Genomic DNA, 22675 nt, shown 5'->3' with positions numbered 1-22675 from the left:
ATGGGCATTCCGGTAGCAGGTAATGGGCTGTACAGCAGCGCAAAGCGATCGCTGTTAAGATGGGCGCTTACCGGAAACGGTAATAAGATCATTACCGTATCAGCGTTACAACGCCCTTACGTTGTATGGTGTTATGGTTGATATCTTTCCCCTGTACTACCCATACATAGGTGCCAACAGGCGCCATTTGCCCATTTAAGGTGCCATCCCAGCCTTTGAGGTAGGCCGTGGAGGAATACATCAGGTTGCCCCAGCGGTCAAATACGCGGAAAAATTCCATGGACACAATGCCTACGGGCAAGGGGCGGAAGATATCATTCTGGCCGTCGCCATTGGGAGAGAAAGCCGTAGGGATATAAATATCCGGTCCCAGGATGAAACGGACGAAGATATTGTCGGTACCGGGGCAACCTTCTTGCGTATAGGCAGTTACGGTGTAGGTAATATCATGGTTGTAGGTGGTAACCGGGTTGGCAATGTTGGAGTTGTCCAGTCCATCAGGTGGAGTCCAGGTATAGCGCACCCCACCCGTGGCATTAAGCTGGAAGGGAGTATTCAGCATAATGATGGTATCGTTACCGGCAAAAGCATGTACCTGTGGCACTACATTTACCTGTGTGGTGGCAGTTACGGCTTTGGGACATCCCAGGGTATCCGTTACGGTAACTGTAAACAGTGTGGTATCCACAGGATGGGCCCACGATACCGGTGATGTGGCTTGGTCTACGTAGTAAGCTGGCTTCCACTGGTAATAAGTGCCTCCGCTGGCCCGCAGTGCCAGCGGCACTCCGAAGCAAATGGTTGTATCCGGTCCTGCTGTGGCCTGCGGTGGATCAACCACTTTCAGGGCAACAGTATCGGCGGTTTGGCATTTACCTAAAGAAGCAGTTACTTCATAGGAAGTGCGTGGGGGCGTTGGGGTTACAATGGCTGTTTGGTCCTGAGACACATTCTGGTTAGTACCTATATCGCGCCAGCGGTATTCATAGAGGCCATCCGCCGAAGCATATAAGCTTACTGGGTCGTTGGTACAAACGGTGCTATCACTATTTGCCTTTATCAGGATGGTATCACGAACAGTTACCAGGATATTTTTTTCATTTACACATCCCTGGGTATCTTCAAAAGTAACTTTGTAGGTATAGTTTTTCGGAGGAAAAACTATAGGGTCGGGCGTGTTGGGGTTCAGGATATAGTAATTATCCGGCGTCCAGCTGAAGTTACCGGGCATACTGCTGGTAGCCCACATATGCAGGCTGTCTTTCGCGCAGAGCAAGGTATCTGAGGTGGCGCTGAAAGGTGGCCTGTCGTAGATAGTAATGGGATGTGTAACAGTTTGCTCGCATCCTTTTTCATTCCGGGCATACAGTTTTACATTGTAGTTGCCTGGCGTTTTGTAATTGTACGCAGGGTTTTGCACATTGGAGGTATCCCCGTTACCGAAATCCCATTTGTAGTATACAACATTACCGATGTCGGATTCGGTGGCATCTGTGAACTTGCTGTCTTGGCTGGTACAGAAGCCAGTTGCGGAAAAATCTGCCTTAAATACCGGGTATGCATATACGGTAGCAAAAGCGCTGTCGCCGCAATTGCTTGCTTTATCCACATACATTTTTACGTTATAAACGCCTTCTTGTGCGTAGGTATGTGTAACAGGATCGGTACTGTTGGTGGTAAGGGTGGTGCCATCGCCAAAATCCCAGTAGTAGGGCTTGCCCAGGGTACTGTTATTGGTGAAAACAATGGTAAAGCTAGCGCAGTCGGCGTATTTGTTGGGCATGGAGGCAGTTACCTGTTTTACGCAGGTAGTTACGGTGATGTGGAAATCTTTGCGGAGCGTGCCTATTTTGATGCCGTTCCGGTATTCGTTTACACATACGGTTACTACATATTTACCTGCATCTGGCGCCAGGCCGGAGATAATGCCCGTTTTGGGATCGATGGTAACATTAGCTCCCAGTGGGTGTTGGCCATTGTATGGAGCAATATAAGATACAAAATTATAAGGTGGATTAACTGCCGGCGGCGGAATACTGCCATTAGTAGGTTTTCCTCCTTTATAGGCGTCACAGAATTCATAATTAAGGGAATCTCCATCCGGGTCGGTGGCAGAGAAGTCGTAAGTGAATTTTTTACCTGCGCACACGAGGGTTGCTGCTTCTGTATTGAAAGTAGGACTGGAGTTGGTAGGAGCTCCGCTTTTTACGCCTGGAATATCAATGTAATAGGTAGCACCGGTACCGAGGTCTGAGGAGCCAGGAATCTGTTCTGCCACGATGTTTACCATAAAGGGGTCGCGGCAGCAGCTTTGGAAAGCAATCGTATAACCGTCGTCGTTGGCGGGCAAACTGATCTGCGTTTCGTACAGGCCAATTTGGTAGCAGATGGTAGGCGGATTTACGATACACGGGTCTACCTGGCCAGAAGTTTTTTCCTCAAAACTGGTTTGGGGAATAGTATACTGGGCAACGGAGTGGTAATCTTTTTTGTCGAAGGAAGAAAGTATAATAGCAGTAGGCATTTTGGCCACATTCGCACCGCCGCCACAGATGCGATAAAGCTTCATAGATACTTTATACACATAATTGTTCCCATCTTGTTTGATGAATTTGTAGTAGATCTGTCCACCTATAATATGGCTGGCATGCGCCGTTAGGGTACACATCAGGCATAGTAACAGGACACGCAATTTTTTCACAACACGCGGTTTTTAAACAATTATAGTTGACAAAACGATATAAACTGTTCTACGATCACATTACTAGCCACTACTCTTTCCCACATTCCCAAGTGCCCCACGTTTTCAAAAATATGAATGCTACCGATACGTGGCAAAGTTATTTGCGGTAGTATGTTATCCAGCGGCACCGCGTTATCATCTTTTCCGATGATCAACAATACCGGTACCCGGATGTCAGATAGTATACGGGTTCTGTCTGGTCTTGCTGCCATCGCTTCGTAGTAGGCCACGAGTGCAGGTAGCTGGCATTCCAGGCCCATTTTTATATATGCATCCACTAGTTCGGGTTGGGTGATTTTGCTGGCAGGGCTAAACATATTGGGTAATGTTTGTCGTAAAAATGTTTCTGCCCCGTATTGTTCCATCAGTTTAATGGATTTGCGCCGTCCCTCTTTTTTCTCTTCACTGTCTGCCTTGGCAGTGGAGTGGAAAAGCCCCAATCCTTTTACCCGTTCCGGATATTTTTCTGCCAGCGCCAGCGCAATATAGCCACCCATAGAGTGACCGATAACAACTGCCTCCTGAATATCCGCTGCTAACAGGATGGCATATACGTATTCGGCCATCGATTCGATAGACAGCGGGGTAGTGATAGGTACTGCCGCTGTTCCGGGCAGGTTCGGGGCAATTACCCGGTAATGGTTTTTCAGATGTTTGATCTGTTTTTCCCAAAGGCCTGCATTTTCTGAGAACCCATGTATAAGCACTACTACCGCGCCCTGTCCTTCTTCCAGCCAGGTAATGTTTCCGTTATTGATCGATTTCCGCATGTTTTAAACCGGGAATAAATCGTGAAATAAAAGCATGTATGATAAACAAGATACAAAATATTAATGCCCCTTTCGACACCAGGTCTCCATTTTTTACATAGAACGTAATGTCTGTTCTCGGAGTTACAGTTGCTTTCACAACCGCTTCTTTCCAATAGGGTTGGGGTTGATATATATTCCCTTCTGGATCAATGATTGCAGAAATCCCTGTATTGGCGCAGCGGGCAACCCATCTTCTGGTTTCAATGGCACGTATTCTGGCGTATTGAAGATGCTGCCGGTGTCCTTCTGTTTCTCCCCACCATCCATCGTTAGTGATAATGACTAGCAAATTGGCCCCAAGTTTAATATGCGAGGCAATATAGTTACTGAAAACAGACTCATAACAGATCACTGGGAACACATTGATACTATCTGCCGGATTGGTAAACAGGTTTACTCCCGGCTGGCGGCCGTAGCTGCCGGAAATACCGCCAAAATCGAGCGCCACGCCTTGCAGGAAGGAGAGGTATTGTACATATGGCACCAATTCTGCTCCGGGTACCAGTTCGTATTTGTGGTAGATCTGTATACTGTTGGTAGTATCTACTTGAATAGCACTGTTATATGCATCCCAGCGGCTGCCATCGTTCATTTGTCTGGCGGTAGCGGGTATTTCGTCGCTGCTGCTGTAATGTTTCAGTGTAGCCGCTCCGCTGATCAATTTTGCTTTAGGATATTTATGCAGCATGTGCCGGATAGCGATGATTTCCGGTTGATAATTCAGCTCATTTTCCCAAGCTCCCTGAGGAAATAAAGCAGTTTCCGGCCAGATAATATAACGGGTATTCGTATCTGCTTGTTGTTGTGTGAGGCGCATTAATTTTTCCAGTTGCTGCATTGCTGAGCCAGAAGAAAACTTTTCGTCGTAGGGATCAATATTGGGCTGCACCACTACTACGGCTGTTTTTCTGGCAGGATTATCTGGCAGGGGTTTTACAACAACGGCCAAGATCAACGGCAGCAACACTACCAGTAAAGGTTTCCATAATTCGCCACGGAGCAGTTCTTTCCAGGATAGTTCGTGTATCCGCGCTTTTTTCCATACCTGGTAAATAACGATATTAGCCAGCAGTACCCATAGCGTACCGCCACTGGTGCCGGTGTACTCATACCATTGTATCCAACCGGGATGCAGGGCAAAAGCGTGTCCGAGTATTAGCCAGGGCCAGCTGAATTCCCAGGTTTGGTGAATATATTCAAACGTTAACCAATATACGATGAGGGCGAAATAAGCAACAGGTTCGGATAATTTTCTGCGGGTATTTTTATACGCCAGCCAGGGGATGCTCATGAGCAGGGCATTAAAGCAATTGGCAAACACGCCGCTGGCCGGTAGGGTAGTATTGCCTACCCACCAGGTAGATGCTGCATTCCATACGAGAAAGGCCAGATAAACCAGGCCGAAATATTTCCAGCGGTGCTTTACTTTTTCGGCGATATATAACAGGGGGGTAAGGGCAATAAAAATAAGCGGCGTAAGCGGCATAGTAGGCCAGGCTAACCATAGGAGCAGGCCACTTAGTATGCTTAACAACAGGTAAGGCTTCTTCATGTAGAATGTTGGATTTCTGATTACGAATCGTAGCGAAGATAAGCGGGGAATAACGTAAAACAAAGGCGCCCCGTACTTTCGTAACGGGGCGTCTCATGAATTATTAATTGCCAGCCTTTTGTGATTAGCGGCTATAGTTTGGTGCTTCTTTGGTGATTACCACGTCGTGCGGATGGTTTTCTTTTACAGTAGCTGCAGTAATTTTGATGAACTGCGCTTCCTGTAAAGCTTTTACGTCTTTAGAACCGGTAAGGCCCATACCTGCGCGTAAGCCACCTACAAATTGCTGTACAATTTCAGACAGCATACCTTTATATGGAACACGGCCCACGATGCCTTCTGGTACCAATTTCTTAATATCATCTTCGTCCTGGAAGTAACGGTCTTTACTGCCTTCCTGCATGGCTTCGATAGAGCCCATGCCGCGATAGGATTTAAATTTGCGTCCTTCGTAGATGATGGTTTCTCCGGGGCTTTCTTCTACGCCGGCAAAGATAGAACCTGCCATCACGGTAGATGCGCCTGCTGCCAGTGCTTTCACCATATCGCCGGTATAACGGATACCTCCGTCGGCAATTACCGGGATACCCAGCTTTTTCAATGCTTCGGAAGCTTCCATAACAGCAGACAGTTGTGGATAACCTGCGCCGGTAACAATACGGGTGGTACAGATAGAACCTGGCCCTACTCCTACTTTTACTGCGTCTGCTCCTGCCTGTGCCAGTGCCAGCGCACCGTTTGCAGTAGCTACGTTACCTGCAATCACCTGCAGCTTAGGGAAGGTTTTCTTTAATTTTTTCAGGCTGTTCAACACCGCTACAGAATGACCATGGGAGCTGTCGAGACAAACTACATCCACGCCTACATTAATCAATGCCTGCGCGCGATCAAACAAGTCGGCGGTAATGCCCAATGCAGCGCCTACCAGTAAACGGCCAAATTCGTCTTTTACTGCGTTAGGGTAGCTGGTTAATTGGAGGATATCACGGTATGTGATCAATCCGGCCAGTTTACCTTGCTTATTTACAACGGGTAATTTTTCAATTTTATATTGCTGGAGGATTTTTTCTGCCTTTTTAAGGTCGGTGCCTTCAGGAGCAGTGATCAGGTTTTCACTGGTCATTACTTCCTTTACAAGGCGTTTCTTATTTCTTTCAAAGCGGAGGTCCCTGTTGGTCAGGATACCCACCAGCTTATTATCGTCGTTGATAACCGGAATACCACCAATACCATTTTCCTTCATCAGCCTCAATGCTTCGCCAATGGTGGCTTCTGCTTTCAGGGTAACAGGGTCCAGGATCAAACCGCTTTCGCTACGCTTTACGCGTCTTACCATTTCGGCCTGGCGTTCGATGCTCATGTTTTTGTGGAGAATCCCGATTCCACCCTCCCTCGCCAGCGCAATGGCTAGCGTGGCTTCCGTAACAGTATCCATCGCTGCAGATACCATAGGTATGTTCAGTCGAATGTTTTTTGTTAATTGCGTAGAGATATTTACTTCTTTAGGCAGAACTTCTGAGTAGGCCGGTACAAGGAGCACATCATCAAATGTAAGTCCGTCAGCTACAAATTTGGGTTTAGATTTTCCCGCAGGCATGATGCAACTATTAATCAGTTATTAAATAATTGCACGCAAATGTACGCCTTATTACGTAATAAATAAAATCTTGCTGCCAGCAGACCACCGCTAACAGTACGCTGGCATCCGCTATAAACTGCCAGCAGCTTGCTTTTTATCGACACTCCCGGAGTAGTGTTAATCTGACACCATTAACAAATTATTAACCGCATATGGGGAAGATAAGCAATCGACTGCTGGCTTTTAGCCACTGGTAGCCAGCTCATATAATTGACCTGGTAAGCTCTTTAATACGCTCTGCATTTCCAGATTAAATACTGCCGTGGCAATCTGGCTGCCAGACAACCGGGTACGCAGGTACAGTTCTTCCAGGTGCAGCATGGATTTCTCGCGGAACAGTGCCATTATTTCCTGCTCGTCGGCAGATAGTTCCGGAAATAAAGCAACTTGTACGCCACCCGCGGGCAAAACCTGGAGAGACTCCTTCCAGCCCATGAGTTCCAACACATCCTGGGCGCCGTTGATTAACACAGCTTTATGTTGTTTGATCAGATCATTGCAACCGGCCGATTGCGGGTCAAGGATACGGCCGGGCACGCAGCATACTTCCCGGTTGTAACCGTTAGCCAGATCGGCTGTAATCAGTGATCCGCCCCGGATGCCGCTTTCTATGACAATGGTTGCATCGCAGATGCCGGCTACGATGCGGTTCCGTTTCGGAAAATTCTGTTTATCGGGCAAGGTTTGGCTCATGAAGTCTGTCAGTAGTCCACCCTGTTCCAGCATTTGTACCGCTATTTGTTTATGTGCCGAAGGGTAGATGCGGTCTAGCCCGTGCGCCAGTACTGCGATCGTAGGGGATTGCGCAGCCAGTGCGGTTTTGTGTGCAATGATATCAATACCATATGCCAGGCCGCTCACGATAGTAATGCCTGCTGCAACCAGTTCTTTTACCAGGTTTTCGCAAACTGTTTTGCCATAGGCGCTGGGATGCCGGGTACCTACTATATTTACTATCCTGGCAGGATTCAGGGACGCCTCGCCTTTATAATACAGCATTGCCGGATTATCGTAGCAATGGAGCAGTCTTTGTGGGTAAGCCGGATCAGTGCAGAATAACGCTTGTATCCTGTATTTCTCCATAAATGCTATTTCCTCCAGGATAACATCAAAATCACGGAAATTACGGAGGGCCGCCGCCCTTATGGTGCCAACAGCATCAATTTTTTCCAGTTCATGTTTACGGGCTTTGAAGATGTTGCCTGCGCTGTTAAAATGCTCCAACAGCTTTTTAATAATAACGTCTCCGATCAGGGGAATCCGGGTTAATGCCATCTGGTACATTAATTCCTGGGACATAACAAACAATATTTCCAATTAATTTACAATTTTCCTGCGGTACTTTTGTGGATAGCATGATTTATTTTTGTAGCGACCAATGTATTTTTTATGAAAATAAAATGGATACTGACAGGTATATTGCTGACAGGTATGTTTGCCTGTAAAACCACTAAAGTGGTTACCGATACCACTACCCCTACAAAGTTAATCCCGGGTGGCCCGGCCTGGGCGGCGCTGTGGCAGCAACAATCCGGAGAATATAAGGCATTGTGCCTGCAGGCATATCAGCTGGCCGCCTTAAAACTCGATCAGTATCTGCAAACCAAAGGAGCTAAACCGCTGGCAGTGGTAACGGATATTGATGAAACCGTGCTGGACAACAGTCCTTACAGTGTGCACCAGGCGTTGGCAGGCAAAGGCTACGATGATAAAAGTTGGATGGAATGGACTGCCAAAGTTGCTGCGGATACTGTTCCCGGTGCACCTTCTTTTTTTAAATATGCTGCCTCTAAAGGGGTGGAAGTGTTTTATATCACCAACAGAAGTGAAAGTGAAAGAGCGGTTACGTTAAAAAATCTGCAGCGTTACCAATTCCCATATACAGACGATCAGCATCTATTGCTCAGAACAACTACTTCTGGTAAAGAGCCACGCAGGCAGCAGGTAGCGCAGCAATTTGATATTGTGATGTTATTTGGAGACAATCTGAGCGATTTTTCCGCTATCTTCGATAAGCAACCTTACGAAGCACGCAATGCAGCTGCTTTACAAGCTGCCCCTAACTATGGTGCCCGCTTCATTTTGTTGCCTAATCCTATGTATGGCGACTGGGAAGGAGCGTTATATAACTATCAATATAAACTTACTACAGCGCAAAAAGATTCTATGTTACAAAGCCGGTTGAGGAATTATTAATCCCTTTTTTAAGATCAGCGGAGAACGGTGTGCAGTTCTGCACACCGTTCTCCGCTGTTGTTTTTATAAGCTGAGGATACGGAATACGGTGCGCCTGTTGGCCGCTTTTCCTTCTTCTGTATCATTGCCTGCCACGGGATTGTTTTCGCCATATCCTTTAGCGGTAAGTCGGTTAGCGGCAATACCTTTTTCGATTAAATAGGTAACAACTGCTTTAGCGCGGTTTTCAGACAATAACTGGTTGTCTTTATTAGTACCTACATTGTCTGTATAACCGGCGATTTCAATTTTTACAGTAGGATTTTCCTGCAGTAAAGATACCAGCCTGTCCAGCTCAGTAACAGAGGAAGGGTTGAGATGGTATTGTTTGCTGTCAAAGAATATATTGTGTAGTACAATACTGGCGTTGGCAGCGAGTGGTTGCAGGGGAACGTTCTTTTCAAAAGGAACGCCGGGGTTATGGTCTTTCAGGGAAAAATTATCTGAATAAAAGAGATAACCTTTTTTATTTACATGTAGGGCGTAATCCTTGCCTACCGGCAATGGGGCCAGGTATTCGCCATTGTTGCCGGTTGGTATGGTGGCAATGGAATAGCCGCCTTGCAGGTCTGTTACATTGATCGTGGCATTAATGCGTTGATGCGTCAGTGTATCATACACGTATCCTTTTACATACAAGGTTTGCAGGGGCCGGGCTTCCGGGTATAGTTCAAATTGATAGATATCGAGGCCGCCGCGGCTATCAGACCGGTCGGAGGCGAAATAGGCAGTTTTGCCATCTGCGGCTACTACCATGGTGCCGTCTTCATCGATGGTGTTAATGGGGTATCCCAGGTTGGTGGCCGGCCCCCAGCTCCCATCGGGTTGCCGGCGGGAATAGAAGATATCCATGCCGCCATATCCCGGAAGTCCATCGGAGGCAAAATAGAGCGTTTGTCCGTCGGCATGTATGAATGGCGTAGTTTCGCGGCCTTTGGTGTTGATGTTGGGCCCCATCGGCTGCGGATTGCTCCATTGCCCGTTAGGTAACCGGTGGGTCACAAATATATCTGAACTGTTATCTGGTGTTTGACGTGCAAAATAAAGTGTTTGTTTATCGGTGCTGAGACAGGGTTGAGACTCCCAATCCCTTGTGTTGATGGGCGCTCCGAGGTTTTTGGGGGGCGTCCAGCCTGCCGGTGTTTTTTCTGAGTAATAGAGATCGCAGCTGCCTTTGCCTTCCGGAAAGTCGCAGCCGGTAAATACCAACAAGGTACCATCTTGTGAAATGTTTTGTGCGCCTTCATTGAATGAGGAGTTTACGGGTTCACCCATATTTTGAGCTACAGACCAGGTGTCGTTTTCCCGGTGCGTGATATAGAAATCTTCATTGCGGCCATTTAAGCGCCTGGTGAAGATCAGGGTTTTACTATCGATGGTGAGGGACGGGAAATATTCCAGTTCTTTGCTGTTGACCGGGTTTCCCAGGTTTTCCGGATGGAAGGGCACATTTTGCCGGCTGTTGTTTACGGCAAATTCATAATTGATTTTCAACTTTTCTGCGTTGGCACTTTTGGATTTGGCGAGGTACTGGTTGATTAACTGTAACGCCCCTACGAAATTTCCGGTACCGGCCATAGCTTTGGAATAAGGTACTGCTATCATACGTACGGCGCTGCTATCGAGTTGTTGCAGTTTGCTGAAAGCGGTAACAGCGGCGCTATAATTTTTCATGTCCATATAGCATAATCCCATCTGCCCATAGGCGTCTGTGAAATTGGGGGCTTCTTTAATGGCTTCCTGCAAGAAATCTATAGCATTTTGGTTTTGGTAATTGCGGGTAGCGTCAATTGCACGGTCAAAGCTGGCCTTTGCCTTTTTAGGGGCGGTTTCATAGGTAACTGTTTGCGCCTGTAATGACAGCCAGGAACAAAGCATAAAGCCAGTTAGTAACAGGGTGGTTCTTTTCATGGTGTTGGTTCGTGTTGTAATTAACGAAATTACATTGGAAAAAAGTGTTGCAGTAGAGAGGGGAGGATAAAAATATCAAGCGCGAAGACCTATGCTGTTATAGTTGCATAAGTCTTCGCGCTATTTTTATTAGAGAGTGTCTGGTAAATTACCGGCACATTAGGGAACGTTGATATATTTATGTATCTGCAATGAAAGGGTCCATTGTGGATGTTCCTTGATGTATTCGGTAATCAGCGGCGTCATTTCTGTGCTGCGTTCCCATTCTGGCTGCAGGTATAGTTTACAATGTTCACCCGCCAGTGCGGCGTATTTTTCGGCCCAGGCAAAGTCGGTTTTATTAAAGATCACTACTTTCAGTTCATGCGCAACTGCACAGATTTCTGGTAGCGGCGCTTTAAATTTTTTAGGAGATAAAGTGATCCAGTCCCATTGTCCGCTGAGGGGAGAAGAGCCAGATGTTTCGATATGTGTCCGGAAACCTTCCTGGTGGAGGCTTTCGGTAAGTGCATCGAGTTGATGTAATAATGGTTCGCCACCGGTAACTACAGCAATGCGTCCGGGAAAGCGGGCTGCTGCTGTTGTAATATCCGATATAGCTACCTGTGGATGTTTACCGGCATCCCAGCTATCTTTTACATCGCACCAGACACAACCTACATCACAACCACCCAGCCGGATAAAATAAGCGGCCTGGCCCTGATAGTAGCCTTCGCCCTGCAAGGTGTAAAAACGCTCCATCAGAGGGAGCATATTGGTATTGATACTATTTGTAGTAAAAACAGACATGTTTACAAAGGTCGGTTTTTTCAACCGGCTTTATATTAATTCATACTTCCTTTCAGGCCAATGGCGGCGTGATAGGTATTTTTGAGCAATGCTGCGATGGTCATAGGACCTACGCCGCCTGGTACGGGGGTAATATAGCTGCTTTTAGGCGCTACTTCATCAAATTTCACATCTCCTTTCAAGCGGAAACCGCTTTTTTTGGTAGCATCTTCCACACGGTTAATACCTACGTCGATAATAACGGCGCCTTCTTTTACCATGTCTGCGGTTACAAAGTCCGGCTTTCCGATAGCGGCCACAATGATATCCGCCTGGCGGCAGATCTCTGCTAAATTGTGGGTATGGGAGTGGGTTAATGTAACGGTGCAGTTGCCTGGATTGGTGTTCCTACTCAGTAAAATACTGATAGGTGTTCCTACAATATGACTACGGCCGATCACTACGGCATGCTTACCTTTGGTAGGAATATTATAATGTTCTAGCATCAGCATGATGCCGTAAGGAGTGGCAGGTATAAAAGCGGGCAATCCGCTTACCATTTTACCAACGTTCATTGGGTGGAAACCATCCACATCTTTACTGGGATCAATGGTGTTGATCACCAGTTCCTCGTTGATATGCTTAGGTAAAGGCAATTGTACCAGTATGCCATCTACATCCGGATTTTCGTTCAGGAGAATGATCTGATCCAGCAGGTGTTTTTCAGAGATTTGAGCATCAAAGCGTAGCAAGGTGGAATTGTATCCGCATTCTGCACATGATTTCACTTTGGATGCTACATAGGTTTCACTTGCAGGATTATTACCTACCAATATGGCTGCCAGGTGAGGAACCTTCTTGCCAGCGGCCTTTAATTCAGCCACTTTAATGGCTAATTGGGCTTTAACAGCCTCAGAAACTAGTTTACCGTCTAAAATTTGCATGTGCAAAGGTAAGGATTATGATTTAAATGATTTTTGGTGATTTAGATGGGGAAGGTAGGGGGCAGGTTTATTGAAGTTCAGCCAAACAAGTGCTATAAAAAGAACTTGTTTGGCTCAGGCATTGCGCCCGTCAGAACTTACGAAAGTGGAATTTATAAGGCTAAACTAAAATATGGTCATTAAGTTATATGATGGGAGTAGCGGCCAGTATTTCTGCATCTGCAGCGTCCGCGAATTTCTCGAAGTTGCGGATAAACTGTTCGGCCAGTTTTTTTACCTGTGCATCGTATGCGGCTTTATCTTCCCAGGTATTGCGGGGATCGAGGAGCTCGTCTGGAACGCCTTCGCAATGGTGGGGAATGGAATAACCGAATACAGGATGTGTGTGGAATGTTTCGTTATCGAGGCTGCCGTTTAACGCAGCGGTGATCATGGCGCGGGTATAAGCCAGTTTAATACGGCTGCCGGTACCATAAGCGCCGCCTGTCCAGCCGGTATTGATTAACCATACGTTCGCCTTGTTTTCGCGCATCTTTTCGCCGAGCATTTGGGCATACTGCGCCGGATGCAGTGGCATGAAAGGCGCGCCAAAGCAAGCGCTGAATGTAGATTTCGGCTCTGTAACACCTGCTTCTGTACCGGCTACTTTGGCAGTGTAGCCAGAAATAAACTGATACATAGCCTGGCCGGGAGAAAGCTTTGATATGGGCGGTAATACGCCATAGGCGTCTGCTGTAAGGAAGAATATATTTTTAGGAACGCCCCCGATGGATGGTTCCAGTGCATTGTCGATGTAATTCAGCGGATAGGAAACCCGGGTATTTTCCGTGATCGTTTTATCTGTATAATCTACCTTGTTGGTGCCGGGGAAGAACATAATGTTTTCCAGCAACGCACCTTCGCGCACAGCACGGAAGATCTGGGGCTCTTTTTCTTCAGAAAGATCAATCACCTTTGCATAGCATCCTCCTTCAAAGTTGAATACATTGGTCGCTGTCCAACCGTGTTCGTCGTCGCCGATGAGTTTGCGGGCAGGATCTGCACTAAGGGTAGTTTTACCGGTGCCGCTCAAACCAAAGAAGATAGCCGTATCGCCTTTTTCGCCAATATTGGCAGAGCAATGCATGCTCAATACATTTTTATTGTATGGCAATACAAAGTTCAGGATAGTAAAGATTCCTTTCTTAATCTCGCCGGTATAAGCGCTACCGCCAATAATGATCATTTTTTTGGTGAAGTTCACCACAGAGAAGTTCTGTTGGCGTGTGCCATCAGTTGCTGGATCAGCCAGGCAGCCCGGCGCCTGTATCACCGTCCAGTCGGCATGCAAGTTTTCCAGTTCTTCTTCGGAAGGCCGTAAGAACATGTTGTAGGCAAACAGGTTAGACCAGGGGAGTTCTGTGATCACTCTGATGTTGATACGGTATTTTTTATCAGCACAGGCATAGCAATCGCGTACCCACACTTCTTTTCCACTGAAGTAGCGGGTAATTTTACTGTATAAGCGATCAAAGTTTTCTTCAGAGATAGGATTGTTAAAATCGGTCCAGTTTACGCTGTTCGATGTGATGCTGTCTTTTACGATAAATTTGTCTTTCGGAGACCTGCCGGTGTATTCCCCGGTATTAACAGCCAGTGCTCCTGTATCTGTATATACCCCTTGTTTGCTGGCGACGGTTTGTTCTGCCAGTTCTTCGGGAGAAAGTTGGTAGTGTATATTTGCTACGTTGTCTATACCAAGTTCCCGTAAGCCTGCAAGAGGATTCCTTACGCTACTCATTTGCATAAATGCAAGATTGTTTTGGTGTAAAAGCAAAACTAGTGATTTTTTGATATTATCAAATTTTATCCGTGTTATACCATCAAAATTTAGAAGTAAGGGTCTTAAATGGCTGTAATCGTTGCGATATCTTCAAAATGTGCCGGTTTCCTTGCAGGATTATCTAAGCGAAATCAAGAGAATATAACATTAATTATCCGCAAGTAAATATTACCAAGGAGGATGGATTTTTTGACCTGTTTGTTAAACGTTTAGAAAAATATAGCGGAACCTGTTGGGGAAAATTAAATTCCGACATTCTAAAATCCTTAAGTGCGAAATTTTACATAGGTTTGGAGCCTCAATTGAATTTGAAATTAATGTGATATGAAGAATCTGCCCTTGGATTCGCAGCTGTTCGTAAAGAACCGGCAGCGTTTTGTGGCTGAAATGAAGCCACAATCTATAGCTATTATCAACTCCAATGATGAACTACCTACCAATGGAGATGCCTTGTATAAGTTTAAGCAGAACTCGGATCTGTATTGGCTAACAGGTATTGATCAGGAAGATACGATGGTGGTACTGTTTCCGGATAATCCAGACCCTAAGTACCGTGAGGTATTGGTACTGGTGCGGCCTAACGAGTTAAAAGAGAAGTGGGATGGGCACAGATTGCGCAAAGACGAAGCATATGCCATCTCCAGCATGTCTACTGTAGTATGGCTGGATGCCCTGGATGCTTTGCTGCAGCAATGGGTGCACGATGCTACTAACATCTACCTGAATACCAACGAAAATAACCGGAAGCCCACTCATCAGTTGCCGGTAAGGGATTACCGTTATGTGCAGGAAATGAAACTGCGTTACCCATTGCATAATTACCTGCGTGCTGCAACGATCTTTAAGGATCTGCGTGCTGTAAAAACACCGGAAGAGATCAAGGTAGTGCAGGAAGCGATGGATATCACAGAAAAAACTTTCCGCCGTATCCTGAAATTCGTTAAGCCCGGCGTGTGGGAACATGAAATACATGCGGAAATTATGCACGAGTTCCTGCGCAACCGTTCCGGCGGCGAAGCGTATGGCTCTATCATTGCGTCTGGCGACCGTGCCCGCACTTTGCACTACATTGCTAATAACCAGGAATGCAAAGATGGGGAACTGATATTGATGGACTTCGGTGCAGAGTATGGCGGGTACAATGCCGACCTTACCCGTACTATTCCTGTAAATGGTAAGTTTACACCCCGCCAGCGCGAGGTATACAATGCCTGTTTGCACCTGCACAATTATGCTAAAGCTATTCTGCGCCCAGGCATGACGATCGCTAAATACCATGAAATGGTAGGCGAGGAAGCTACAAAAGAGTTTATTAAACTGGGTATCCTCACTGAGGAAGAAGTGAAAAATCAAGATCCTGAATCGCCAGCTTACCGCAAATACCTGTACCATGGTATTTCCCATCATCTGGGTGTGGATGTGCACGACCTGGGGCCTTCTTTTTACAAACCTATCCCGGTAGGGGCAGTAATGACCGTTGAACCTGGTATCTATATAGAACAGGAACAAATGGGTATCCGCATCGAAAATAATATCTGGCTCACTGCCGATGGTAATGTGGATCTGATGAAGAATATTCCTATTACGGCCGATGAAATTGAAGCCCTGATGAAATAGTTCATCACCTAATAAATAATCCGAAGTCGCAAAGGGATAAAAGAGGGGATGCCTCCGTTTCCTTTGCGACTTTCTTTTTAAAATGATCTTTATTCAAGTCATTTATAATCGCCATCATATAATAAATCACTATCATTATTTTTAATCTCCTCTTCTTATCTTCGCTCATCAGGATCATCAATAAAATCATTGAATCACATCGTATAATGAAACAAATACCCAATATTCTTACCCTATCTAACCTTTTTTGTGGTGCCTTGGCTATCATCTGCATTTTGCATGCGCCGGAATACCGCGCAGAGATTAACGGCGCCGATTATACGATTATTAGCCCGGAGCCCATATACTGGGCTTCTACACTGGTAGTACTGGCCGGTATTTTTGATTTCTTTGATGGCATGGTAGCCCGCTTGCTGGGTGTACAGGGGCCTATGGGAAAAGAATTGGATTCACTGGCAGATGTGGTAACTTTTGGTGTGGCGCCTGGCATGATACTGTACCGGTTATTACGCAGTGCTTATTTCCAGCAACCAGATGTTTTCGACGTATCAATGTTTAACCTTGCGCCGGCTTTATTGCTACCTTGTTTTGCCGCTTACCGGTTGGCAAAGTTCAATATAGATACCCGCCAGTCGGAGCACTTCATTGGGGTGCCTACACCGGCAGTCGCTTTACTGGTAGCGTCTTTTCCGCTGATCGTTTTATTTAATCCGTTTAATCTGGCGCATTGGCTGCAAAATATCTGGGTATTATACGTTACCATTGCTTTGCTGTGTTACCTGATGGTGGCGGAAATACCGATGATCAGCCTTAAATTTAAGCACAAGAGCCTGGCCGCTAACTGGCCCCGCCTCTTACTGATATTGCTCACCCTCGTGAGCATTCCTTTATTGCAATTTGCTGCGGTGCCTTTCGTATTTATTTGTTATGTAATATTATCTGTTGCCGTACCACCTAAAGTACAACCCGTATAGCCATTTTCCGGGATATTGAGGGCGGTGCAAAATCCCAAAATCAAGAAATTCCAAAATTTTTGATGTAGGTTTGCGGCAAAATTTCAAGTACAATGACTTTTACTGCACTTATCAATGTGATGCCACTGAAAGAATTATTAGATCCGCAAGGCAAAGCGGTGATGGGTGGTCTTAAGAATCTTGGCCTGGGCCAGGTACAGGATGTACGTATTGGTAAACACATTACGCTGCAAATAGAGGCCGCCAGCCAGGAAGAAGCAAGGCAGATTGCTGAAAATGCCTGCCAGAAGCTGCTGGCAAACCAGGTAATGGAATCTTTTGACGTACAAATACAATAACTAATTGCGTCTGCAAAAGGCGCAAAGCAACAAAGTTCGCAAAGGAGCGAAGAAGGCAGGATGAATAACCAACCGTTTTGATCCCTGATAGTCTTCCCGCTTTTGCGAACTTTGTTGCTTTGTGCCTTCGCAGCATGTAATCCTCTTGGCATTATGAAATTATACCTTGTTCCCTCTCCCATCGGCAACCTGGGCGATATTACCTATAGGGCGGTAAAAGTACTGGAAGAAGCCAACCTGATCCTGGCGGAAGATACCCGTACTTCCAGTGTGCTATTGCGGCATTACCAGATCGATAAACCCATTACTCCCTACCACCAGCATAATGAACATAAAATAGTACAGCACTTGTTGGAACAGCTCCAGGCGGGTAAAGTGATGGCACTGCTTACCGATGCTGGTACCCCAGGTGTATCTGATCCGGGATTTCTGCTGGTGAGGGAATGCACCCGTGCCGGTGTGCCGGTAGAATGTTTGCCCGGCGCCACCGCTTTCGTACCCGCCTTGGTAAACAGCGGCATTCCTATGAACCGCTTTGCCTTTGAAGGATTTTTGCCGCTGAAGAAAGGACGGCATACCCTGTTCACCCAACTGGCTACAGAAGAACGGACCCTTGTTTTTTACGAGTCGCCCATGCGGTTAGTAAAAACCCTGGCAGATCTGATTCAGTACTTCGGACCAGACCGTCCTTGCTGCGTAAGCCGGGAACTCACTAAAATGTTTGAGGAAAACAAACGCGGTACCTTGCAGGAAGTACACGACTACTATGCAGAAAAAGGGGTGAAAGGCGAAATTGTAGTGGTGGTACAGGGCCTGGGGTAACTGACATACAGTTGTTATTTCGTTGACATTGTTTTGCACCATAAAGCATATAATCATGGTTGTTACTGATATTGCCCCACAACGATTATTACATCAGCAGTTAATAGCAACACCTTTTACACAGCCCCACGAGATAGTGGCCTGTCTGGGCGCCATGCAGGCGCAGGAATATGCCAGCAGTAAATGGGGCATAGGTATACGCTTGCCTGGTATTACCAACAATGATATTGAAGCAGCTATCTGCAATAAAACCATTATCCGCACTACTATTTTCCGGGGTACCCTGCACTGGGTGGCTGCTGCCGACCTTCGCTGGATGCTGCAGTTGGCAGAGTCATCTGTTATGACCCGTATGGGCAGTATGCACCGTAAATTAGGGCTGGATGCAGCTTATTTTAAGAGAACCGGGCAAGTGCTCCGGCAAGCTTTAGAAGGAGGGATGGCCCTTACCCGCAAAGAGTTGGTGGCCTTGTTGCAAAAAAAGGGGATCAATACGGATGAAAACCGGATGAACCACATCCTGTACCATGCTGCCATAAACGCCCTTATTTGTAATGGGCCGCTTAAAGGAAAGCAGCTTACGTATGTATTGTTGGATGAATGGTATCCGGATACAACTACATTAAGCAGGGAAACGGCTTTGCAAACCCTGGCCTACCGCTACTTTAAGAGCCATGGCCCGGCTACGTTAGCCGATTTTGCCCAGTGGTCTGGATTGCCGGTGGCTGCTGCCAGGTTGGGCCTGGAAGCAGCTCAACACCAGCTCGTTGCACAGCACATCCATCAACAGCAGTATTGGATGGCTCCCGGTAAAAGTAAGCCTCCTGCCGATACTGCCTTTCTGTTACCCGCTTTCGATGAATTTTTTATTGGTTATAAAGACCGCAGTCCGTTGATAGATATGCGCTATGTCAGCCGGGTAATTACGCTGAACGGTATCTTTAATCCTATTATGGTGCACAATGGCCAGGTGGTAGGCGTCTGGAAACGCACTTTTAAAAAAGACACGGTCACTATTGCTACCGATCCTTTCCAACCCCTTAAGAAAGCCGAATTATCCGCTTTTGAGCAAGCTGCCCATCAATATGCCGTTTTTATGGGATTACAATTAGCTGGTTTTTGTTAACCTCATAAATAAGCTGCCCGGTTATTTCAAAATAAGTAAATGATGTTTATTTTAGCTGTTTAATCAAAATGAAACGAATGAAGTATCGGGTTACAACAGGCAGTTGTCTGGCTATCGCAATGCTGGCAGGTAGTTGGTTACAATCCAGCGCGCAGTCAGACCGCTGGCAACAAAGAGTAAAATATACTATGGATGTAAAGGTGGATGCACCTGACAACCAGTTCAAGGGGCAACAGCACCTGGAATACTATAATAATTCTCCCGATACCCTGAAAAAAGTTTTTTATCATCTCTATTGGAATGCTTTCCAGCCGGGCAGTATGATGGATGTGCGCAGTCGGGAACTTGGCAAAATTGTGATCGGTAAGGATAAAAAAGGCAATGAGCGCCTCGACTGGGATAACCGGGTACGCGACCGCATTTCGAAGCTGAAGCCCAATGAAATCGGCTACCAGAAAATCATCTCCCTGAAACGTGATGGTAAGCCACAGGATTTCAAAGTGGTGGAAACCATCCTGGAAGTACCGCTGGATAAGCCTATCCTGCCACATTCCAAAACGGTGTTCGATATGGAATTTGAGGCCCAGGTACCCGTGCAGATCCGTCGCAGCGGTCGTAATAATTCCGAAGGAGTAGACTTTTCCATGGCGCAATGGTACCCTAAAATGTGCGAATACGACTATGAAGGCTGGCATGCCACTCCCTATATAGCGCGTGAATTTTATGGTGTTTGGGGCGATTACGACGTAAAAATCACCATCGATAAGAAATATGTGCTAGGCGGTACTGGTTACCTCCAAAATCCCAACCAGATTGGTTATGGGTATGAAACTCCTGGCACTAAAGTAAACAGGCCAGCCGGCAACACGCTTACCTGGCATTTCATTGCACCCAATGTGCATGACTTTATGTGGGCTGCAGATCCAGATTATAAACATATTACCCAGAAAGTGGACAGCTTTACGGCGCATTTCCTGTACATCGACAATGAATATACCCACAATACCTGGCCACAGCTGGCTAAAATGATTCCGGCTGCTTACAGTTATATCAAGGCTCATTACGGTGTTTATCCATATGCGCAGTATTCCTTTATTCAAGGTGGAGATGGCGGTATGGAATATCCGATGTCTACTCTCATTATGGGCAATGGTAAGATGGATGGATTATATGGTGTGGCAATGCACGAATGGATGCATAGCTGGTACCAGGGGATGCTGGCTACTAACGAAAGCTTGTATCCTTGGATGGACGAAGGGTTTACTACCTGGGCAGAGAACAATGTGATCCATAACACTATCGACTCCCTGAAAGACCAAAATGCACAGGAAGATGCTTATATGGGCTATTTTGCTTTGGCCAGAAGTCCGTTTGAAGAGCCCGCAACCACCCATGCCGACCATTATAACACCAACTATGGATATAGCCTCACCGCTTATTCTAAAGGAGCGGTATTTCTGGAACAGCTGGGATATGTGATTGGCGCCCAAAACCGGGATAACGGCCTGCTGCGTTACTACAAGGAGTGGCGCTTTAAGCATCCGAATGCCAACGATTTTATCCGTGTAATGGAAAAAGAAAGCGGTATTGAGCTGGATTGGTACAAACAATATTTTATCAATTCCACAAAACATATCGATTACGGTATCGATAGCGTATATGGAAGAGGTAATAAAACCATTGTGCGCCTGCGCAGGATCGGTTACATGCCAATGCCGATCGACTTCATGGTAACAGATAAGAGTGGTAATAAAGTGTTGCATTATATTCCATTGTCTATTATGTATGGAGAGAAGCCTAATGAAACTCCAAGCATTAAGCGTGTTGTAGACAATGTTTGGTACTGGACCAGCCCTACTTACGAAGTAGAGGTAGATACGCCGTTATCGGATATCCAGGAGCTGGAAATTGATCCGAGCCAGCGTATGGCAGATATGGATAGAAGTAATAACAAAGCTGTATCCTGATATTTTACATAGGTGGAGCCGGGTTATCGTCATGATGATGGTAACCCGGTTTTTTTATTCCCTTTGGTGCAGCCAGCGGAGCAATGAGTACGCTGGTGCCTGATTGTAGAAGGTTGTTGTGAATATAGACGAGAACACCTGCCATCGATGACTAATAGGTAGGGATAAATGAAGAAGAAAAAATCAAAAAATAAGTTGTTGTAATTGGTTTTGCCAGGTATGGCCCTTAAGCTCCTGGTCCTGGATTTTTGCCAGATGGTGCTGATTGTGGTGGGCAAGATAATACATCATTTCCCTGACGGTGATTTTGCCGAGCATGGGATGGGGCAAACGGTACTTGTCGAGGTCTTTTTCGGACCATTTCGACAATCTATTATTAAGTTTCATTTTTTGTGTCAGGAAGCTCTGAATGAGGGCTGGCCGCTGGGTGGGATAAATCACTCCGGGTTGATAGGCTCGGCTGGTTTTGCCGCCATTATCCAGCACATCCTGGTAATCGGTTACCAATTGCTCGTAAGTACGGGAAGGGGTGTTACTTGTTCCAAAATAAAGCAGGGTTAATTTGGGATATCCCAAAGCGCTGCTCACAGGTTTGATGGATTTAGTAAGATGATCCAGTTGTTGTCCGGCCGACCATTTACCGTAGGGGGAGGCGGTAAAACGTATGTCTGGCAACATATTAACGAAATCTATGAAGTCGTCGAAGCTCTTGTTTAAGAGAGATTTGATTTCGTGCTGGTTCAGGTACATAGGAAATTAATTTAGAGGGTTCCAAAAACACATAACCTGGCGCCTCATTAATATACCCGGGCCACGGCAGTCATTTGAAGTTACATCAGATTTGCGAGCCGGCCAACTTCATTTTATATAAAAAATATTTCAATATATAATAAAATAGATATTTTTTGGACAAAAAATAGGGGAGGGAAAGGAAATTTTAATCTTATTCTAATGGTTGGCACTCAAAACCTAGTTTTTTAACAAAATCTACGATGGTTTTCTCTTCTACCTGCAAATCAGCGATGCGTAATACTTTGTCGCAGTCGTCCAGGTCTACATGGCAATTGCCTACAGGGAAGCTGGCCGAAATGGCCTGTATCATCTGCTGACGTTCTTCCGGGTTGCCTACATTGGTTTTGAATATGCCTATCATAGCAGTATGATTTAGTGGGTTTCTTTTTCTTCTTTTTTGAAATCGTCCCATTCTTCTTTTTGCCATCTACCAAAACCAGATCTGCAGCGGTTGCTGAGTTGTTCTCTCATTTTCTCCCGTTCTTCCGGCGTCATAGTGGCCATTTTTTCTTTAAAGCGGGCTTTCCATTCCCGGCCGCGGTTCCATTTATCGCCCCAGGAGCGTTGATGGTGGTTCCAGCCAAAAAGTAGCTTACCCAGTAACAGGAGGCCT

Annotated in this window: 18 protein-coding genes and 1 pseudogene; 7 read left to right on the top strand and 12 right to left on the bottom strand. The window is 46.1% G+C overall.

Features of this window, described 5'->3' with window-relative positions:
- Window positions 1-91: 91 nt before the first annotated feature.
- From ACDQ55_RS00095 to dprA, 5 genes are all read right to left on the bottom strand, one after another.
- Window positions 92-2701, bottom strand: coding sequence for a PKD domain-containing protein (locus tag ACDQ55_RS00095; protein WP_420978960.1), 2610 nt, complete (start codon window positions 2699-2701; stop codon window positions 92-94).
- A 20-nt stretch (window positions 2702-2721) separates the two neighbouring features.
- Window positions 2722-3513, bottom strand: coding sequence for an alpha/beta fold hydrolase (locus ACDQ55_RS00090; protein WP_420978959.1), 792 nt, complete (start codon window positions 3511-3513; stop codon window positions 2722-2724).
- Window positions 3494-5107, bottom strand: coding sequence for an apolipoprotein N-acyltransferase (gene lnt / locus ACDQ55_RS00085; RefSeq protein WP_420978958.1), 1614 nt, complete (start codon window positions 5105-5107; stop codon window positions 3494-3496). The genes ACDQ55_RS00090 and lnt overlap by 20 nt, the downstream gene beginning before the upstream one ends.
- Window positions 5108-5231: 124 nt before the next feature.
- Complete coding sequence (gene guaB / locus ACDQ55_RS00080; RefSeq protein ID WP_420978957.1) at window positions 5232-6704, bottom strand: IMP dehydrogenase; 1473 nt, start codon at window positions 6702-6704, stop codon at window positions 5232-5234.
- Window positions 6705-6929: 225 nt separating this feature from the next.
- Window positions 6930-8045 (bottom strand): DNA-processing protein DprA, encoded by a 1116-nt coding sequence (dprA, locus tag ACDQ55_RS00075; RefSeq protein WP_420978956.1) that lies wholly within the window; start codon window positions 8043-8045, stop codon window positions 6930-6932.
- 90 nt (window positions 8046-8135) lie between these two features.
- On the opposite strand from dprA, the gene ACDQ55_RS00070 reads away from it, so the two are divergent.
- Entirely contained in the window at window positions 8136-8942 is an 807-nt protein-coding gene (locus ACDQ55_RS00070) for a 5'-nucleotidase, lipoprotein e(P4) family (RefSeq protein ID WP_420978955.1), read from the top strand.
- 63 nt (window positions 8943-9005) lie between these two features.
- Here ACDQ55_RS00070 and ACDQ55_RS00065 read toward each other — a convergent pair whose 3' ends face one another.
- The 4 genes from ACDQ55_RS00065 to pckA form a co-directional block, all read right to left on the bottom strand.
- Window positions 9006-10892, bottom strand: a complete 1887-nt coding sequence (locus ACDQ55_RS00065; protein ID WP_420978954.1) for an OmpA family protein — start codon at window positions 10890-10892, stop codon at window positions 9006-9008.
- Between the two features lie 159 nt (window positions 10893-11051).
- A complete protein-coding gene (locus ACDQ55_RS00060) occupies window positions 11052-11681 on the bottom strand; it encodes a 7-carboxy-7-deazaguanine synthase QueE (RefSeq protein WP_420978953.1) in 630 nt (209 codons plus the stop codon).
- 35 nt (window positions 11682-11716) lie between these two features.
- A complete protein-coding gene (gene folD, locus ACDQ55_RS00055) occupies window positions 11717-12604 on the bottom strand; it encodes a bifunctional methylenetetrahydrofolate dehydrogenase/methenyltetrahydrofolate cyclohydrolase FolD (protein ID WP_420978952.1) in 888 nt (295 codons plus the stop codon).
- A 184-nt stretch (window positions 12605-12788) separates the two neighbouring features.
- Entirely contained in the window at window positions 12789-14390 is a 1602-nt protein-coding gene (pckA, locus tag ACDQ55_RS00050; protein WP_420978951.1) for a phosphoenolpyruvate carboxykinase (ATP), read from the bottom strand.
- Window positions 14391-14750: 360 nt separating this feature from the next.
- Between pckA and ACDQ55_RS00045 the strand changes: the two genes are divergently transcribed.
- The 6 genes from ACDQ55_RS00045 to ACDQ55_RS00020 all read left to right on the top strand — a co-directional run bounded on the left by ACDQ55_RS00045 (window position 14751) and on the right by ACDQ55_RS00020 (window position 21270).
- Complete coding sequence (locus tag ACDQ55_RS00045) at window positions 14751-16043, top strand: aminopeptidase P N-terminal domain-containing protein (protein ID WP_420978950.1); 1293 nt, start codon at window positions 14751-14753, stop codon at window positions 16041-16043.
- A 206-nt stretch (window positions 16044-16249) separates the two neighbouring features.
- Window positions 16250-17017 carry a CDP-diacylglycerol--serine O-phosphatidyltransferase gene (pssA, locus tag ACDQ55_RS00040; protein WP_420978949.1) on the top strand — a complete coding sequence of 256 codons (768 nt, stop codon included), beginning with the start codon at window positions 16250-16252 and terminating at the stop codon, window positions 17015-17017.
- A gap of 92 nt (window positions 17018-17109) precedes the next feature.
- Window positions 17110-17355 carry a phosphoribosylformylglycinamidine synthase subunit PurS gene (purS, locus tag ACDQ55_RS00035; protein ID WP_420978948.1) on the top strand — a complete coding sequence of 82 codons (246 nt, stop codon included), beginning with the start codon at window positions 17110-17112 and terminating at the stop codon, window positions 17353-17355.
- A 153-nt stretch (window positions 17356-17508) separates the two neighbouring features.
- Window positions 17509-18177, top strand: a complete 669-nt coding sequence (gene rsmI / locus ACDQ55_RS00030) for a 16S rRNA (cytidine(1402)-2'-O)-methyltransferase (protein ID WP_420978947.1) — start codon at window positions 17509-17511, stop codon at window positions 18175-18177.
- Window positions 18178-18232: 55 nt separating this feature from the next.
- The gene (locus ACDQ55_RS00025) at window positions 18233-19303 is read left to right on the top strand and encodes a winged helix DNA-binding domain-containing protein (RefSeq protein ID WP_420978946.1); all 1071 of its coding nucleotides are present in this window, start codon (window positions 18233-18235) and stop codon (window positions 19301-19303) included.
- Window positions 19304-19380: 77 nt separating this feature from the next.
- Window positions 19381-21270, top strand: a complete 1890-nt coding sequence (locus ACDQ55_RS00020; protein WP_420978945.1) for a M1 family metallopeptidase — start codon at window positions 19381-19383, stop codon at window positions 21268-21270.
- A 183-nt stretch (window positions 21271-21453) separates the two neighbouring features.
- Here ACDQ55_RS00020 and ACDQ55_RS00015 read toward each other — a convergent pair whose 3' ends face one another.
- From ACDQ55_RS00015 to ACDQ55_RS00005, 3 genes and pseudogenes are all read right to left on the bottom strand, one after another.
- Window positions 21454-22020: a DinB family protein gene (locus ACDQ55_RS00015; RefSeq protein ID WP_420978944.1), complete on the bottom strand. Its 567-nt coding sequence runs from the start codon at window positions 22018-22020 to the stop codon at window positions 21454-21456.
- A gap of 193 nt (window positions 22021-22213) precedes the next feature.
- On the bottom strand, window positions 22214-22423 hold the full coding sequence (locus ACDQ55_RS00010) for a hypothetical protein (RefSeq protein WP_420978943.1): 210 nt from the start codon (window positions 22421-22423) through the stop codon (window positions 22214-22216).
- Window positions 22424-22434: 11 nt separating this feature from the next.
- Window positions 22435-22675 (bottom strand): annotated as a pseudogene (locus ACDQ55_RS00005) (hypothetical protein); the annotation flags it as partial.

The organism is Chitinophaga sp. 30R24 (genome assembly GCF_049056765.1).
Lineage (GTDB): Bacteria > Bacteroidota > Bacteroidia > Chitinophagales > Chitinophagaceae > Chitinophaga.
Note: the sequence above shows the minus strand (reverse complement) of the source record. Positions and strands in the feature narration are given on the sequence as shown.

Excerpts from the sequence above, each read along its gene's own strand:
- ACDQ55_RS00090 (WP_420978959.1), bottom strand. The coding sequence starts at position 3,513 with ATGCGGAAATCGATCAATAACGGAAACATTACCTGGCTGGAAGAAGGA.
- lnt (WP_420978958.1), bottom strand. The coding sequence starts at position 5,107 with ATGAAGAAGCCTTACCTGTTGTTAAGCATACTAAGTGGCCTGCTCCTA.
- guaB (WP_420978957.1), bottom strand. The coding sequence starts at position 6,704 with ATGCCTGCGGGAAAATCTAAACCCAAATTTGTAGCTGACGGACTTACA.
- dprA (WP_420978956.1), bottom strand. The coding sequence starts at position 8,045 with ATGTCCCAGGAATTAATGTACCAGATGGCATTAACCCGGATTCCCCTG.
- ACDQ55_RS00070 (WP_420978955.1), top strand. The coding sequence starts at position 8,136 with ATGAAAATAAAATGGATACTGACAGGTATATTGCTGACAGGTATGTTT.
- ACDQ55_RS00065 (WP_420978954.1), bottom strand. The coding sequence starts at position 10,892 with ATGAAAAGAACCACCCTGTTACTAACTGGCTTTATGCTTTGTTCCTGG.
- ACDQ55_RS00060 (WP_420978953.1), bottom strand. The coding sequence starts at position 11,681 with ATGTCTGTTTTTACTACAAATAGTATCAATACCAATATGCTCCCTCTG.
- folD (WP_420978952.1), bottom strand. The coding sequence starts at position 12,604 with ATGCAAATTTTAGACGGTAAACTAGTTTCTGAGGCTGTTAAAGCCCAA.
- pckA (WP_420978951.1), bottom strand. The coding sequence starts at position 14,390 with ATGCAAATGAGTAGCGTAAGGAATCCTCTTGCAGGCTTACGGGAACTT.
- ACDQ55_RS00045 (WP_420978950.1), top strand. The coding sequence starts at position 14,751 with ATGAAGAATCTGCCCTTGGATTCGCAGCTGTTCGTAAAGAACCGGCAG.
- pssA (WP_420978949.1), top strand. The coding sequence starts at position 16,250 with ATGAAACAAATACCCAATATTCTTACCCTATCTAACCTTTTTTGTGGT.
- purS (WP_420978948.1), top strand. The coding sequence starts at position 17,110 with ATGACTTTTACTGCACTTATCAATGTGATGCCACTGAAAGAATTATTA.
- rsmI (WP_420978947.1), top strand. The coding sequence starts at position 17,509 with ATGAAATTATACCTTGTTCCCTCTCCCATCGGCAACCTGGGCGATATT.
- ACDQ55_RS00025 (WP_420978946.1), top strand. The coding sequence starts at position 18,233 with ATGGTTGTTACTGATATTGCCCCACAACGATTATTACATCAGCAGTTA.
- ACDQ55_RS00020 (WP_420978945.1), top strand. The coding sequence starts at position 19,381 with ATGAAGTATCGGGTTACAACAGGCAGTTGTCTGGCTATCGCAATGCTG.
- ACDQ55_RS00015 (WP_420978944.1), bottom strand. The coding sequence starts at position 22,020 with ATGTACCTGAACCAGCACGAAATCAAATCTCTCTTAAACAAGAGCTTC.
- ACDQ55_RS00010 (WP_420978943.1), bottom strand. The coding sequence starts at position 22,423 with ATGATAGGCATATTCAAAACCAATGTAGGCAACCCGGAAGAACGTCAG.